Raw genomic sequence first — 14,549 nt, forward strand, 5'->3', positions numbered from 1 at the left:
ATTGGAGAAAGGAGTAGAAAGAATGACAGCAAAACTAATTATTATTCGAGGAAATTCCGGCAGCGGTAAAACTACGATCGCAAAAGCATTACAAAAAAATTTAGGAACAGGAGCGCTGCTTCTTTCGCAGGACGTGATTCGGCGGGAGATGCTGGCGGTAAAAGATACAGCCGGCAACGCAAGCATCGAGCTGATTCGTCATTTGGCAGAGTACGGGAGAGCGAACTATGCCTATGTGATTGTGGAAGGGATTCTCGCTAAACACAAATATGGCGACATGCTTCATGAGCTAATCACGCTTTTCAAGGATGAGGCGGCAGTTTATTATTGCGATATTTCTTTTCCAGAAACGGTAAGACGTCACAAGATGAAAGGGAAAGCGGCTGATTTTGGAGTCGCAGAACTTGAAAAATGGTGGTTGCCCGCGGATTGGTTGGGAGAAGCGGGAGAAAAGTTCCTTGGAGAAGCACTGACACTAGAGGAATCCGTGGCATTTATACGAGCTGCACTTTAAAAAAGCAAGTTGCTTTCTGTCAATAGACATGTTAAATTATTTATAATGGTCGTTCTATATAAAGGAGAGGATGGAATGAAAAAATCACTGAAAAAGGAAGCACTGATTCAAACAGCCACCTCGTTGTTTTATCAACATGGGTTTCATGCCGTTGGTGTAAAAAATATATTAGAGCAAGCACAAGTCGCTTCGATGACGATGTATTACCATTTTCAATCGAAGGAAGAATTGATCAAAGAAGTGTTAGTTCGCCGAGAAGCGAAGTATCTGCAATTATTAGAAGAGAAAATCGATCGTAAAAATGGCGCCGGACGCTATTTGGATTCGTTGATAAACGCTCATATCGAATGGATCGATCAAGAAGCAGCGAATGGCTGTATGTTTTTACGAGCGAAACAAGAATATTCGGGTGTGAATGAGGAAATCGTTACTTTATCTACCGATCATAAAAAACGACTTTTGGCCAAAATTGCTGCAGATCAGGCATTTTTTCAGGCTTCTTCCTCATTTAGTATAGAGGCAGTGATGATCTTGGAAGGAATAACTTCAATGGCACAAGTACTAGATATAGAAACAGTAAAAGCAACCGCATTGATGCTAGCGAAGAAAATGCAGCTTTCTTCTTAATGGAAGGCTGCATATCATTTTTTAGTTTTTATTATAATGAACGTTCTATATAAAGAGGTGTTGATATGAAAAGTAAAGTTTTAGTAATGGCTGGATTGCCAATGATCGCAGTCACTTATGGGCTTTCACGGTTTAGTTATGGGTTGTTGCTTCCAGGCATAAATCAAACGTTGCATATGAACCAAGCAACGAGCGGGATTGTTTCTGCTTTATCCTATATAGCTTATTGTCTGGCAATTGTTACGGCGATGATTGTCGCTAATAAATGGCCGCCGCGAACGATTTTAATGATTGCGGGGATTTCGGCTATTACTGGGCTGGGGTCGATCGCAGGTTCGTTTAATGCGGTTCTATTAGGGACGGGAGTGTTTTTAGCGGGATTGAGTACTGGATTTTCGTCACCGCCGTATGCGGATATCGTTGACAGTCAAATAGAAAAAAGTAAGCAAAATCAAGTGAATTCCTGGATCAATTCGGGGACAAGTATTGGAACTGCTTTGGCAGGATTGACAGCGATTTGGCTAGTAGATAATTGGCGGGGAGCCTATGTATTGTTTATGGGGATCGCTATTTTGGTAACAGCTGTGAATTATAAAGGTACGCCCAAACAAGAGAAGACTAAGCACCAGCTAAGGCTGAAACTATCTAAAAAAGAGCGAGGACATGCTGTCAAATTAGGAATTGCCGCGCTAGTCATCGGTTTTTCCTGTTCTGCCTATTGGCTATTTTCGCGTGATTTTATGCTGCACGTCGATACTGTTTCTGTTTATGTGGGAAAATGGTTTTGGGTGATTATTGGGGCAGCAGGAATATGGGGAGGAACGGTTGGGATCTTTATCCATAAGTTCGGGATCGCGATGGCATACATTATGTCGATCGCTGCGCTTTCAACTGCTTCTTTGTTGTTGAGTATTCCTGCTCTGAATAACTTTCTTGGGCTTCTTTCGCCGATGCTGTTTGGAAGTGCGTATATTTTTATGTCGGGAGTTTTGTTGGTCTGGGGGATCTCGGTGTTTCAAGATAATCCTTCATTTGGTTTGGGGATGCCGTTTTTTCTACTTGCCTTTGGACAGGCTATTGGCGCAGCCGTTTCGGGGATAGTGGCAGGCTGGATAGGATACGGAACATTATTTTTTGGTGCTGCATTAGTCGGATATGCGACACTGCTTTTGAAACCAGACACTCGCTCCAAAAAATGATGTTAAAAAGGCCTGTACAAATGCACAGGGCTTTTTAATGCTTACAACACGTATTTTCCGTCCCATTCGCCATTTTGCTTTTCAAAACAATCTGTTTGTCGAACAAGGAGATTGCTTTTTTCGTTGTCTTTTTTGGTAATCAGATCCCAGCTTTGAATGGTACAAACGATTCCCATTCTTTCCGTGATAAGTACGTCCATTTCTTTAATAGTAACGTCACATGATGCTAGATTGGAGAAAGCTTCATCGAATTCTTTATAAGCAGGTGTTACCCCTTTTGATGCAGTAGCACCAATATCGAACCAAATCGCGTCCTCTGCCCAATGTCGAGTGCTTTGTTCCCCCACTCATTGATGCGGCCATCTCTCTTACAATGGATTGAAGCACCTCAATATCTTTTTCTAAATGTAATGATTGTTTGTCCATGCTTATACCTCCATAACTCATATTAAAAATATTTACTTTCATAGCGTAACACTTTTAATATGACAACATCCTGTCAGTCTTAATAAAAAAGTTTAAAGTTGTTTGATGCCGATCTGGAATGGCTATGTGGCATTTGATAAAAATACAGAATAAGGAGTCAGTCTTTGATTTTGACACCAAATAATTGAATCAAATAGCTTGCTTGAGCGGGAGAGATAATCAGCCCGCTCATTTTTTTGCTGTCTATCCGCAGTTCAGAAAGGTTGGAGGAGGAAAGATCGACTCCTTTTAGATTTGTGCCGATAAAGTCCATTGCACCGAGCTCGGAGTTTTCAAATATAGTCCCTTTTTCGATCGTAACTTCCTGCCAGTAGCTTTCTTGCAGGCGGCAAGCGGTAAAACGATTGTTTTTCGATTTTGCTTCACTAAAATTACTGAAATCAAGGACACAATCGCTAAAGTGATTGTCGACAAGAACAGCTTTATAAAAGCTAGTTCCTAAAAATTTACAGTTTTCCAGCTTATTGCGGTAAAACTTGGTAAGATCAAATTTTTGATTGGAGAAGTCGATACCTCGAAAAGTGCAATCTAAAAACGTATAATCGGAAAAATCATGCTGCTCGAATGTACAACCGATAAAAGTAACATTTTGAACACTTGCATATGTATTGGCATATAAAAAATGGCAATGCTGATAAACAGTTTCTTCAACAAATTCATCTATAGGCAGAGTTTCTTCTGTAATGATGATAATAAAGACCTCCTGATTTATGTGGGATACCTCTCATTATACGGGCTGCGAACGAAAAAAGTCTAGCGTGTGCAAAAACTATTTTGGGGTATAGGAGAAGAGTAACGAATTAGATGAAGGAGTGGACAGCATGGTAACAGTAACAGAAGTGATGCATTTTTGGTTTCAGGAATTAACACCAGAGCAGCGATTTGCGAAAGACGACAAGCTTGATGAGGAGATTCTGGCACGCTTTGGGGAATTACAAGAACAAGCGGCGAGGGGAGAATGTTTTTCCTGGCGAGAAACGATCGAAGGCCGGTTAGCAGAAATCATTGTGTTGGATCAATTTTCACGAAATATCTATCGAAATGATCCACGCTCTTTTGCAAGCGACGGTATGGCGCTAGTACTTGCGCAAGAGGCGATCCGGACAGGGGAAAATGTCAAGCTTCCTGCAGAGCAACGTGGGTTTCTATACATGCCGCTTATGCATGCTGAATCACTCGTTATTCATGAAGAGGCTGTAAAATATTTTTCTGAACCAGGTCTGGAACAAAATCTGGAGTTTGAACATCGGCACCGGGATATTATCTTACGCTTCGGCAGATACCCGCACCGCAACCAGATCTTAGGCAGGAGGTCCACTGCGGACGAGTTGGCTTTCTTGAAAGAACCAGGCAGTTCTTTTTAATTGAAAAGTTTTTGAAGCAAGCTAGTTGCTTTTCATTCGAAAAGTCGTATAATTAAGTTATGCAAAATTAAATTGTGCGCAATTTAAAATAATAGGGGGAATTAACATGTCCAAAAAAGTACGGTTAGAAGAAGCAGCTCAAAAATTCAGTGATGATAATTCAAGTTCACCATTTTTATTTGAACTTGAACCAGCAGAAGGACGAAAATTAGTCGATGAAGTCCAAAGCTCAGAGATTCATAAATATCCGGCGACACTGGAAGACAAGGAAGTCGATCTGGGTGAGCTTGGTAAGATCAATGTTCGTTTTGTAGAACCGGAAGATACGACAGAAAAACTACCCGTTATTTTTTACATTCACGGTGCTGGTTGGGTGTTCGGAAACGCGCATACACATGATAAATTGATTCGTGAACTTGCTTACCGCACTAATTCTGTGGTTGTTTTCCCAGAATATTCCCTTTCACCAGAAGCAAAATATCCTACCGCGATTCATCAAAACTTTGAGGTTTTGAAAAAAGTAAAAGAACTTGGCGAGGAACGCAACTGGGATACAGATAACTTGATCGTAGCAGGGGATAGCGTCGGCGGCAACATGGCTACTGTGATGACGCTCTTGGCTAAACAAAATAATGGTCCGAAATTAAGTGGGCAATTATTGTTCTATCCAGTAACCGATGCTAATTTTGACACAGATTCGTATCAGGAATTTGCCACAGGGTACTTCTTATATAGAGAAGGTATGAAATGGTTCTGGGATCAATATACCACTTCAGAATCAGACCGCGCAGAAATTACCGCCTCACCCCTGCGTGCTTCATTGGATGAATTAAAAGGGCTTCCCGAAGCGCTGGTTTTGACTGGCGAAGCGGATGTGCTTCGTGATGAAGGCGAAGCATATGCTGATAAATTAAGAGCAGCCGGCGTACCTGTTACAGCGGCAAGATATGGAGGCATCATCCATGACTTTGTGATGCTGAATGTCTTAGATCAAACAAAAGCAACACGAGCAGCAATGAACCAGGCTGTTAGCTGGGTGAAGGATCTTCGTAAATAAGGTTGGTTGAAAACAGCGAAAAGCCAGTTATCTGTATTAGATAACTGGCTTTTCGCATGGAATGCTTTAGAAAAAGAGTGAGATGCGCTATGATAAAGCTAAATGAGTCGAGAAATGAGGGAAGCAGGATGTATGATATCGTCATTATTGGCGCTGGAGTCAGTGGTGTTTTTACCGCGCTGGGACTTTTAGGAAGCGGAAAAAAAGTGCTCGTCATCGAGAAAGGTAGACCGCTTCCAGAGCGGCTGCAAAGCGATAAGCCAGACGCTGCATTTATGGGTTTCGGCGGACTAGGGATCTCAGAAGGAAAGTATAATTTCACCAACGATTTTGGTGGGGAGTTGGCTGAGAAAATCGGAGAGCAACAAGCGCAAGGATACGCAGCAAAGGTGGAACAGGTGCTGAATGGCTATGGTGCGGAAAAAGTGGAAACGTATATAACTGGTCACGTGGATTGGCAGGAAAGGGCAGAAAAACTAGGATTTTCTGTTTTGACGACGATGACCAAACACTTAGGACGGGAAACTTCGATTGCTGTTTTTGCAGCATTTTTCCAAGCTTTGCAAGCGGAGTTTGATTTCAGCTTTGATACGGAGGTAGCGATGTTGCAAAAAGAAATGAGCTCGTTTTCGTTGACGCTTGCATCGCAGGATGTGATTCAAGCAAAGCAAATCGTTATCGCTACAGGGCGATCGGGAAATACATGGCTGCAGGAAATAGCTGCAAACTGGGAGTTGGAATTTGCGCCTGCCAGACTAGATCTGGGGTTGCGCGTGGAAATGCCGGGTGACCAGTTGGATCAACTGTTGCAAGGAGCAAAGGAAATAAAACTACGATATGGGGAAACTTTTACTTATTGTATGAATAGGCATGGGAATGTGATCCGAAAACGGCAGGAAGGGCTGGTCATGCCAGATGGACAAAATTATCGTGAAGCCGGGGCAAGCACGAATTTAAATTTCACACTGTTTTATCCGAAATATTTCCCTACGGCAACAGCGGCAAATGCGTATTTGCAAAAGGTGGTTGGAGGCATCAATCAAGGCGAAGAACGAATCGTTGCCGGTCGGCTAACAGAACTGGACGACCATTTTCAAGCAAATAACCTAGAAGTGGAGCCTACATTAGAGGCTGATTTCAGTGATTTAACAGCGGAGATACCCGCGGAATATGTAACAGCTACAACAGACTTTCTCAAACAATTGGAAACGCTACTGGATCGGCCAATCAATGGGGATACGGTCGTATATGGAATGGACAGCAAGCTTTATACACCTAAACTAGAAACGAATGCTGTGTTTGAAACAACGATCACCGACCTGTATTTGATCGGTGATTGTTCTGGAATAACCAGTTCACTGAGTCAAGCGGCAGCAAGCGGGCTTTATTTAGCAGATCAGTTGCGTTAGATCTTTTCGATATATTTCACAGTGAACTCGTTAGTGACATCGCCGGTATTCAATAGATCAGTTGGCTCGAGTAGGGCGATCAATACTTCCTTATCCGGGTTAGGGCGGTGTTTGACGCCTTTCGGGATAACGATCAATTCGTTTTCTTTGGCATGGACAGGAGATTGACCTTCGATTTCAATCGTCAACTCACCATTGATGACTAGAAACAATTCATCGGAGTCATCATGCTTGTGCCATGTAAAAGGCCCTTCGAATTTTGCCAGTTTTACTGACATATCGTTGATTACGGCGATTTCTTTTGGTTCATAATGATGAGTGACCTGCTTCGCCTTTGCTTGGATACTTACTTTTTCAATCATAGATATATCCCCCCCTCATAAAAGTAGTATGATTATAGCATAAAGTATGTGGTTAGTCAGCGATGTAAATTATTGAAAGCGCATTCTTGGATAGGTATAATAAAATGAAGAATCAAGCGAGGAAGGATGACGAAAATGAAGCAAAAACTTAATTGGGCAATCATCGGACCAGGCGGGATCGCTCACCAATTTACCAAAGCTCTGCAGGCGGAAGCATGCAATATCTATGCAGTTGGCGCACGGAATAAAGAAAAGGGCGAGGCTTTTGCAACGGAATTCGGGATCAAGCAGGTGTATACAGATTTTGATGCGTTGATGGCCGATGAAAAGATCGATGTCGTTTATATCGCTACCCCGCATTCGGATCATTACGGCTATATCAAAAAGGCGCTTCAGCATGGGAAACATGTCTTTTCCGAAAAAGCGATCACTGTGAGCACGGCTGAACTGGAAGAGGTGCAGAAATTGGCTGAGGAAAAAGAGCTTGTATTAGCGGAAGCCATGACGATCTTTCATATGCCGCTTTATGAGGAACTGCAGTCACGAATCACTTCCGGCAAACTTGGGAAATTGAAAATGATCCAAGTCACATTTGGAGCAAACCAGCCCAATGATCCCAATAATCGTTTTTTCAGCATGGATCTAGCGGGCGGCGCATTACTGGATATCGGTACTTATGCGCTGACATTTGCACGCGTTTTTCTGAATTCGCAACCGACGGAGATCGCTACGAGTGTGAAAAAATACGAAACTGGCGTGGACGAACAGTCTGGAGTAGTTTTGCAAAACGAAGCTGGCGAAATGGCCGTAGTGACAATGACATTCCGTGCGAGCATGCCACAACAGGGAATAGTCGCCTATGAGCATGGTTATATTACGATCAATCATTTCTCACGGGCAGATAAAGCGCTGATCACGTATCAGGACGGAACGGAAGAAGAAATCACGGCGGGTAATCGAGCCGATGCGATGCGCTATGAAGTTCGCGGTATGGAAAATTTTATTGCGTCAGGAACCAATCCGACTGCTTCTCTGACAGAAGATGTGGTAGCACTTATGACGACGATCCGAGAACAATGGGGCATCGTTTTCCCATTTGAGAAATAAAGAAAACACCAGCTGCGGCAATTTAGCAGAGCTGGTGTTTTTTTATTGTTTAGAGGCATGACCAGCGGCAATGATCGGCGTCAAAATATCATTTAACTGCTTTAGTGCTGTGATATAATCGGCAATTTCCTGATCGGAAAGCTCCAGATCATGTCGCTGATTGATTTGAATCAGAAAGCATTCCATCGCTTCTTCAAAGGCATAGCGAAGTTCCAGCGTCTGTCCATAAGTGATCCCATTTTCAAATTGAGCAGCGCCAAGCTCGAAATACGCTTTTTCGTCGATCCGTTGAGTGGCGATCGCTCTTAAACCGGAACCGATCGTCTCGACAGTCTGCTGGCGAAAGTCCGTAAGAATCTCCTTCTGATCGGTCACTTCAGTTGGTAAGATCTGATGGATATAATTTTCAAACCAATAATCGGTAAACTGAAGAATATATTTGGAAATCGAACGAATAATGCGTTCGGATAATAGTGGCTGCATAGGATGATGCTCCTTTGAACGATTTACTTTTAGTATAGCAGATAAGTTGACGATACAGGGATTGATTTTTGCACGATTATCAAAAAATCGGAAAGCTGCTCACAGTAGGCTGGCTAAATATTTTATGAGTTGACTTTTTGATGGCTCGAGTGTACTATTTGGAGTAGTTCACTTAATACAAAAAACAAAGCAGGTGAATACATGTTTGAATTAGATAATAAAAGTCGATTGCCAATCTATGAACAGATCGTCAATGAAATGCAGGCGCAAGTAGTGAAAGGCATACTGGAACCCGGTGATAGAGTACCTTCGATCCGTGAGCTAGCAGCGCTACTAGGTATCAATCCAAATACAGTTAGTAAAGCATACCAAGAGCTTGAACGACTGGAAATTTTAAGCACTGTCAAAGGACGGGGCACATTTATTACAGAACAGACAGGCAAAATGCTTTCAGAAAAGACGTTGCTCGATGCAAAAAAACGCTTGAAGGAAGCAGTTATTCATTTAAAAGCATTGGGCATCAGTGAAACAGAGATCAATAACTGGGTCAAAGAAGCAGAGGAGGAGTAGCATGGAGATTAAAAACATAAGTAAAACGATCAATGGGAAGCTATTATTGGATAACATCTCACTAACTATCAATCCAGGTGAAATAGTTGGTTTGGTTGGGCGCAATGGCGTAGGAAAAACCACACTATTTCGAACTGTAATGGGATATTATACCCCGGATAGCGGAACCGTGGAGATCGACAATCAACCATTATTAGCAAATCCACGACTTAAAGCAAAAATCTTCATGTTGCAAGATCAGCTTCATGCTTGGGATGGCTACAAGGTGAAAACGATCAAGAAATTTTATCAAAAAACATACCCTAATTTTAATGGGGCAAAATTTGATGTCTTGCTAAGACAAGTGAAATTGAATCCGCAGCATAAATTAGGAACTTACTCCAAAGGAATGAGTGGACTTTTCGGATTGATATTAGCACTTTCGATCGGAGCAGAATATCTTTTACTCGACGAACCAATGGAAGGACTGGATATTATCGCTCAAAAGAAAATCATGCAGATCCTGCTAGAAGAAGTCGATAAAAATCAGCTAGGCATCATTATCTCGTCTCACCGACTGCAAGAACTGGAACCAATCGCGGATTATATCCACATCCTCAAAGACAATAGTATTGCGAAGACCTATCATTTGGAAACCATGCGGGAACAAGCGGTCAAATTGCAAATCGCTTTTAAAGAGAAAAAGCTACCTGCACTATTATTGGAACACGGCACCGTAATCCAGCAATTCGGCCGCGTCTATACCTTGCTGATTCCAGAACTGACTCCGGAACTCCGTACACAGTTCCAAGCACTAGACCCTATTTTTATGGATGAATTGGCGGTCACACTGGAAGACCTGTTCCTTTACCATTTGGGCGACGAAGAGGAGGTATATGCGAGATGAGCGGTTTGATATGGAAAGAATGGCGGCAGTCCGGCTGGATCGTGATCGCGACATTAGTATTATTTGGTGCGATGATATGGTTGAATAGTACAGGATTAGTTACTCAATATAAAGATAACAAGCAGTATTATCAATCTGCTGAGTTCATAAAAGATAATCAGGCAGACAAAGAATCCCATATGAGTCCCAAAGAGATTGAAGAAAGTTTACATGTCAATATAGATTCTTTCGCAACTTGGTCGATATTTTTTAGCTTTATATTCTTATTTATTGGATTGAAAGTTACTGTGTTTGAAAAAAATAAACATATGGACTACTTTACGTTTGGAATCCCGTTTAGCAAAACCAGGATATTTCTCGTAAAGCATTTGACCATACTGGTTCCTTTGATCCTTGGTGTGATCTTATTTATGGGACTCGGATTAATAAATATATATAGTCAAATCCCAAGTCAATATTTACCAAACTTCGGCAGCCTGATTATCCGATTATTTTGGGTGACGGCTTTCTATCTATTTGTTTGGGAAATTGGAATTGTTGTAGGAGTGGTGGTTGGCGAAATAATTACTGCATGTATCGTTGCAGTCGGCTTTTTTATTAGTGCAACGGTGTTCTTCGCTAGCGGTCTTAATAATATTATTTTAAACATCCGCTCTTTTGCGACGGGGAAAAATTTTGAAGAGAGTGGTTTCTTTTGGCAGAAATGGACTTATGAAGAAGTTAATTCCGATAAATTTTACTTATTAATGGCATTATTGCTGTTTGTGATCGCATTGCTATTATTTGTTGGTGGCTTTTTGTTGTTTAAGCGGATCTCGCTCGAAAATAATGGGAAATTCTTGATGTTTCCACGTCTTCGCCCATGGGTGATCGGCGTCGCGATGATTTATGTCCCGATCGCATTGGGTAGCCTTTATGCGGACGTTTCATACAATGCAGCTGGCGATCCAACGATAACAACCTTAGGCGATCTAATCAAAATAGCGATTTGGTTCGTAGTGATTGCTGCTACTGTAGGTGTGATTTTTTGGCTTTTAATGTATAAATGGAACGTGATCAGAAAAACAAGAAAATGAGTGGTAAAAAAAGAAGCACTTTAAATGCTTCTTTTTTTTTATGTGAAATTTTTAATATAAAGCTAGTTATTTTTACTTTATATGGTAAAATATTTAATGAAATGCTTCACTTATATAGTTTGAACCGCTATGATAACAGATTTAATGAATAATTATATACAGGAAGGCGAAAAAAATGAATTTACTAAAAGTTGAACAATTGAAAAATGAAATAACGATAGAGTTTGATAGCTCCATTACGACGATTACTTGTTTGTATCTACGGAATGAATTTGATGAGATCAAATTTGAGCCTCTAGAAGATACGAATAAGTTTATTTTGGATTTAAGGCAAGCACTGCAAGTTTTCAAAAAGTATGAACAGGATAAGATCTATCTTATTCTTGAACAAAACAATGGTATTCTTTTAAATCAAATGAAAATCAATGTGAAGAAATTCGAAACGATCATGACTGATTTAACTGATGTAAAAGACGAAGAAACAGCGATCTATCCTTGGATCACCGTTAATGGCTTTTTCCAATTTTTTATCGGGGATGAATTGCCGGCGACTAATTATATTGTAAGAAGACATATTGATAAAATGAAAATCAATGAGGAACAGGTACGTATGACTGGGAAATTTAGTTTGCGGAATGTCAATTTAGATGTATCTTCGCTGGTAATCACTTCCCGCTTGGCAAACAATGCCAAAATCATCCCACTGAATGCCACCTTTTTTTCTAAAAGCAAAAAAACAAATACAAAAGTATACGCTTTTGACATTGACATTATTGAAAGTCTCCGTGACTTTATGACAAATGACTTTGATCCTGAAGATGTTATTGATATTTTTATTCAGGCAAAGACAGTGGAACTTAGAGAGCCGGTTCGAGTTAAATTAGGGAATCCGCGCGTCATTGTAGAAAGATTCTTGCGAGGCGAAGTTTCCAAAAAAATGGAAAATCAAGTGAAGTCAGTTACGCCGTATTTTACGCTCAAAGGAAGAAATCTATCATTTAAAATAAATGCATATACAACGGAAAGTTATGAAGCGTATTTAAAAAGTATGAAACGTTCTTCTAACTTATTTGTGAGGAATAAAAAGAAAATCTGGATCGTGGGTGAAAAATATTATAAAGCGCAAGACAATGGACTACATTTCTTTAAATATATGCGTACACACCATCCAGAGGAAAAAGTCTATTATGTCATTGATCGGAATTCGAGTGAATTGAAAAATGTAGCACCTTTTGGAAATATTATTTACTATCAATCTCCAGAGCATTTTGATATCATGCTAAAGGCAGATTTTATCTGCTCCACACACCATCCAGAACAAATCTATCCAATCGATAGTTATCGCTACACAAAGAAAATCAAAGCCAAAAAAGTCTTTTTACAACATGGTGTATTAGGATTGAAGAATTTATCGCAAATTTACGGCAAACAACTGAAAGACTTTAATATTGATCTGTTCATTACGAGTTCTGAACGCGAAAAACAAATCGTAGAACGGGATTTAGGCTATGACAACTATCAAATAAAGGTTACAGGTCTGCCGCGATTCGATAATTTATTTACAGAAAAGCGGGAAACAAAAGACCAGATCCTTATTATTCCGACTTGGCGAGATTGGCTTTCCAATATTGAATTATTACAGGCTTCTGAATACTTGGAACGCTATACAGAGTTACTTGCACATCCGAAAATAAAAGCATTAGCTGAAGCTGGGACGACGATCGTATTTTGCTTGCATCCCAACATGCAGCCGTTTATCCAATATTTTGATGTCCCCGCCCATATCAAAGTAATCAAGCAAGGTGAAGAAAACGTACAGGATCTCATCAAAGAAAGCAAATTGATGATAACCGATTATTCAAGTGTGGCTTTTGACTTTAGTTTCATGCATAAACCGGTCATCTATTATCAATTTGACCGTGATCGTTTTATTGGTAAATATCCGTCCCATCTGGATATTGAGAAAGAGTTGCCAGGTAGGATCGTAAGCGATGAAGTTAGTTTGATCGATGCTTTGACTGCTTTTGAATCGAATGATTTTGAAATGGGTAAAGAACTGATGATTAAAGCTGATAAGTTCAATCAATATCAAGATCAAAGCAATTCTAAGCGGATTTTCGAAGCAGCACTTGCTTTTAAAAAGAAAAACCGCATCAAAGATATGGTTCAATATGATGTGCTTGCACAACGTGTTTTCTTACGTTTTAGAAAAAGTAAGTATTATTTCAAAGCCATGCAACTATATAATAAATGGCTTGTTACGTTTGGACGTTTGGACGATAAGTTGATCGTTTTTGAAAGCAATGTGGGAAAAGCCGTTGCAGACAGCCCTAAAGTCATCTATGAGGTTTTGAAAAATAAACAAGCAGGATATAAGATTGTGTGGGTGAATAATAATATTTATCCCTTCGATGATCCAAATGTTATTTCAGTCGATCGATTAAGTCCTAGTTATTACAAATACTTGTCGAAAGCAAAATATTGGGTGAATAATCAAAACTTCCCTTACTATATACGCAAGAAACGTAAAACGGAATATATCCAAACATGGCATGGCACACCATTGAAAAAGATGTTGAACGATGTAGATACTTTCGAAGGAAAAGATGATGGATATAAAGATCGGGTAAATATTGCGACGCGCAAATGGGATTACTTGATTTCACCAAGCCCATATGCAACGCAATGCTTCCAGTCTGCATTCCAGTACAAAAAAGAAATCTTAGAAGTTGGCTATCCTAGAAACGATATCTTTTACAATATTTCGGTAGAAGAGTTGCATAATAAAGAAGCATTGATCAAACAGAAACTTTCCTTACCGGCAGATAAGAAAGTCATCTTGTATGCGCCAACTTTTAGAGATGATGAAGTCAACCAAGCCAATAAACATCTCATAAACTTGAAGATGGATCTATTTAAAATGAAAGAGGCTTTTGGCAACGAATATGTGCTGCTTCTTCGGCCGCATATTATTATCAGCAATGCTCTGGTCTTGGATTCGAGTTTAGATAGTTTCGTGAAAAATGTGGCTTCCTATGACGATATCAGTGATCTGTATCTGATCAGTGATATCTGTATCACAGATTATTCATCTGTAATGTTCGATTTTGCCAATACGAAACGACCACTGCTGTTTTTCACATATGATTTTGAGCATTATAAAAATAATCTTCGCGGCTTTTATATGGATTTTGAAGAAGAAGCCCCAGGACCGCTGCTTTTTAATAATCAGCAATTAATCAGCGCGATTCAAAACATAGAAGCAATCGAAACAGAATATCAAGATAAATATGCTGCTTTTTATAATAAGTATTGTGCTTTTGAAAATGGTCACGCTGCAGAACAAGTGGTAGAGAAAGTGATCGGGAAATAATCAAAAGAGGCTTTAGCGCCAAAGCTAAAGCCTCTT

15 protein-coding genes are annotated in these 14,549 nt (G+C 40.2%); 11 read left to right on the forward strand and 4 right to left on the reverse strand.

The features are described from left to right. Positions 1-22: 22 nt before the first annotated feature. The 3 genes from HMPREF0556_RS08370 to HMPREF0556_RS08380 all read left to right on the forward strand — a co-directional run bounded on the left by HMPREF0556_RS08370 (position 23) and on the right by HMPREF0556_RS08380 (position 2,340). Positions 23-514 carry a kinase gene (locus HMPREF0556_RS08370; RefSeq protein ID WP_003757578.1) on the forward strand — a complete coding sequence of 164 codons (492 nt, stop codon included), beginning with the start codon at positions 23-25 and terminating at the stop codon, positions 512-514. Positions 515-589: 75 nt separating this feature from the next. After that, positions 590-1,141: a TetR/AcrR family transcriptional regulator gene (locus HMPREF0556_RS08375; protein WP_040486678.1), complete on the forward strand. Its 552-nt coding sequence runs from the start codon at positions 590-592 to the stop codon at positions 1,139-1,141. A 65-nt stretch (positions 1,142-1,206) separates the two neighbouring features. Continuing rightward, positions 1,207-2,340 carry an MFS transporter gene (locus HMPREF0556_RS08380; RefSeq protein ID WP_003757580.1) on the forward strand — a complete coding sequence of 378 codons (1,134 nt, stop codon included), beginning with the start codon at positions 1,207-1,209 and terminating at the stop codon, positions 2,338-2,340. Positions 2,341-2,381: 41 nt separating this feature from the next. On the opposite strand, the gene HMPREF0556_RS08385 is transcribed toward HMPREF0556_RS08380, so the two are convergent. Beyond that, positions 2,382-2,687, reverse strand: a complete 306-nt coding sequence (locus tag HMPREF0556_RS08385; RefSeq protein WP_003757581.1) for a Cif family virulence factor — start codon at positions 2,685-2,687, stop codon at positions 2,382-2,384. Between the two features lie 236 nt (positions 2,688-2,923). Next, on the reverse strand, positions 2,924-3,538 hold the full coding sequence (locus tag HMPREF0556_RS13675; RefSeq protein WP_077904813.1) for a pentapeptide repeat-containing protein: 615 nt from the start codon (positions 3,536-3,538) through the stop codon (positions 2,924-2,926). A gap of 109 nt (positions 3,539-3,647) precedes the next feature. Here HMPREF0556_RS13675 and HMPREF0556_RS08390 point away from each other — a divergent pair, with 109 nt between their 5' ends. From HMPREF0556_RS08390 to HMPREF0556_RS08400, 3 genes are all read left to right on the forward strand, one after another. Next, positions 3,648-4,190 (forward strand): DUF924 family protein, encoded by a 543-nt coding sequence (locus HMPREF0556_RS08390; RefSeq protein ID WP_003757583.1) that lies wholly within the window; start codon positions 3,648-3,650, stop codon positions 4,188-4,190. A 106-nt stretch (positions 4,191-4,296) separates the two neighbouring features. Beyond that, on the forward strand, positions 4,297-5,247 hold the full coding sequence (locus HMPREF0556_RS08395) for an alpha/beta hydrolase (RefSeq protein ID WP_003757584.1): 951 nt from the start codon (positions 4,297-4,299) through the stop codon (positions 5,245-5,247). An 89-nt stretch (positions 5,248-5,336) separates the two neighbouring features. Continuing rightward, positions 5,337-6,656, forward strand: a complete 1,320-nt coding sequence (locus HMPREF0556_RS08400) for an FAD-dependent oxidoreductase (RefSeq protein WP_003757585.1) — start codon at positions 5,337-5,339, stop codon at positions 6,654-6,656. Here HMPREF0556_RS08400 and HMPREF0556_RS08405 read toward each other — a convergent pair. Beyond that, a complete protein-coding gene (locus HMPREF0556_RS08405) occupies positions 6,653-7,018 on the reverse strand; it encodes a cupin domain-containing protein (protein WP_003757586.1) in 366 nt (121 codons plus the stop codon). The two genes, HMPREF0556_RS08400 and HMPREF0556_RS08405, sit on opposite strands and share 4 nt — an antisense overlap. A 135-nt stretch (positions 7,019-7,153) precedes the next feature. On the opposite strand from HMPREF0556_RS08405, the gene HMPREF0556_RS08410 reads away from it, so the two are divergent. Beyond that, positions 7,154-8,125 (forward strand): Gfo/Idh/MocA family protein, encoded by a 972-nt coding sequence (locus HMPREF0556_RS08410; RefSeq protein ID WP_040486680.1) that lies wholly within the window; start codon positions 7,154-7,156, stop codon positions 8,123-8,125. 42 nt (positions 8,126-8,167) lie between these two features. On the opposite strand, the gene HMPREF0556_RS08415 is transcribed toward HMPREF0556_RS08410, so the two are convergent. After that, a complete protein-coding gene (locus tag HMPREF0556_RS08415) occupies positions 8,168-8,608 on the reverse strand; it encodes a hypothetical protein (RefSeq protein ID WP_003757588.1) in 441 nt (146 codons plus the stop codon). 201 nt (positions 8,609-8,809) lie between these two features. On the opposite strand from HMPREF0556_RS08415, the gene HMPREF0556_RS08420 reads away from it, so the two are divergent. The 4 genes from HMPREF0556_RS08420 (at position 8,810) to HMPREF0556_RS08435 (ending at position 14,513) form a co-directional block, all read left to right on the forward strand. Continuing rightward, positions 8,810-9,178 (forward strand): GntR family transcriptional regulator, encoded by a 369-nt coding sequence (locus HMPREF0556_RS08420; protein WP_003757589.1) that lies wholly within the window; start codon positions 8,810-8,812, stop codon positions 9,176-9,178. A gap of 1 nt (position 9,179) precedes the next feature. Beyond that, positions 9,180-10,064, forward strand: coding sequence for an ATP-binding cassette domain-containing protein (locus tag HMPREF0556_RS08425; RefSeq protein WP_003757590.1), 885 nt, complete (start codon positions 9,180-9,182; stop codon positions 10,062-10,064). Continuing rightward, positions 10,061-11,140 (forward strand): hypothetical protein, encoded by a 1,080-nt coding sequence (locus tag HMPREF0556_RS08430; protein WP_003757591.1) that lies wholly within the window; start codon positions 10,061-10,063, stop codon positions 11,138-11,140. Before HMPREF0556_RS08425 ends, HMPREF0556_RS08430 begins: the two co-directional genes overlap by 4 nt. A gap of 175 nt (positions 11,141-11,315) precedes the next feature. After that, a complete protein-coding gene (locus tag HMPREF0556_RS08435; protein WP_003757592.1) occupies positions 11,316-14,513 on the forward strand; it encodes a CDP-glycerol--glycerophosphate glycerophosphotransferase in 3,198 nt (1,065 codons plus the stop codon). Positions 14,514-14,549: the final 36 nt, after the last annotated feature.

Source organism: Listeria grayi DSM 20601, assembly GCF_000148995.1.
GTDB lineage: Bacteria > Bacillota > Bacilli > Lactobacillales > Listeriaceae > Listeria > Listeria grayi.

What these genes read in the sequence shown, in the direction of transcription:
- HMPREF0556_RS08370 (WP_003757578.1), top strand. Translation starts at nt 23, where the DNA reads ATGACAGCAAAACTAATTATTATTCGAGGAAATTCCGGCAGCGGTAAA.
- HMPREF0556_RS08375 (WP_040486678.1), top strand. Translation starts at nt 590, where the DNA reads ATGAAAAAATCACTGAAAAAGGAAGCACTGATTCAAACAGCCACCTCG.
- HMPREF0556_RS08380 (WP_003757580.1), top strand. Translation starts at nt 1,207, where the DNA reads ATGAAAAGTAAAGTTTTAGTAATGGCTGGATTGCCAATGATCGCAGTC.
- HMPREF0556_RS08390 (WP_003757583.1), top strand. Translation starts at nt 3,648, where the DNA reads ATGGTAACAGTAACAGAAGTGATGCATTTTTGGTTTCAGGAATTAACA.
- HMPREF0556_RS08395 (WP_003757584.1), top strand. Translation starts at nt 4,297, where the DNA reads ATGTCCAAAAAAGTACGGTTAGAAGAAGCAGCTCAAAAATTCAGTGAT.
- HMPREF0556_RS08400 (WP_003757585.1), top strand. Translation starts at nt 5,337, where the DNA reads ATGATAAAGCTAAATGAGTCGAGAAATGAGGGAAGCAGGATGTATGAT.
- HMPREF0556_RS08405 (WP_003757586.1), bottom strand. Translation starts at nt 7,018, where the DNA reads ATGATTGAAAAAGTAAGTATCCAAGCAAAGGCGAAGCAGGTCACTCAT.
- HMPREF0556_RS08410 (WP_040486680.1), top strand. Translation starts at nt 7,154, where the DNA reads ATGAAGCAAAAACTTAATTGGGCAATCATCGGACCAGGCGGGATCGCT.
- HMPREF0556_RS08415 (WP_003757588.1), bottom strand. Translation starts at nt 8,608, where the DNA reads ATGCAGCCACTATTATCCGAACGCATTATTCGTTCGATTTCCAAATAT.
- HMPREF0556_RS08420 (WP_003757589.1), top strand. Translation starts at nt 8,810, where the DNA reads ATGTTTGAATTAGATAATAAAAGTCGATTGCCAATCTATGAACAGATC.
- HMPREF0556_RS08425 (WP_003757590.1), top strand. Translation starts at nt 9,180, where the DNA reads ATGGAGATTAAAAACATAAGTAAAACGATCAATGGGAAGCTATTATTG.
- HMPREF0556_RS08430 (WP_003757591.1), top strand. Translation starts at nt 10,061, where the DNA reads ATGAGCGGTTTGATATGGAAAGAATGGCGGCAGTCCGGCTGGATCGTG.
- HMPREF0556_RS08435 (WP_003757592.1), top strand. Translation starts at nt 11,316, where the DNA reads ATGAATTTACTAAAAGTTGAACAATTGAAAAATGAAATAACGATAGAG.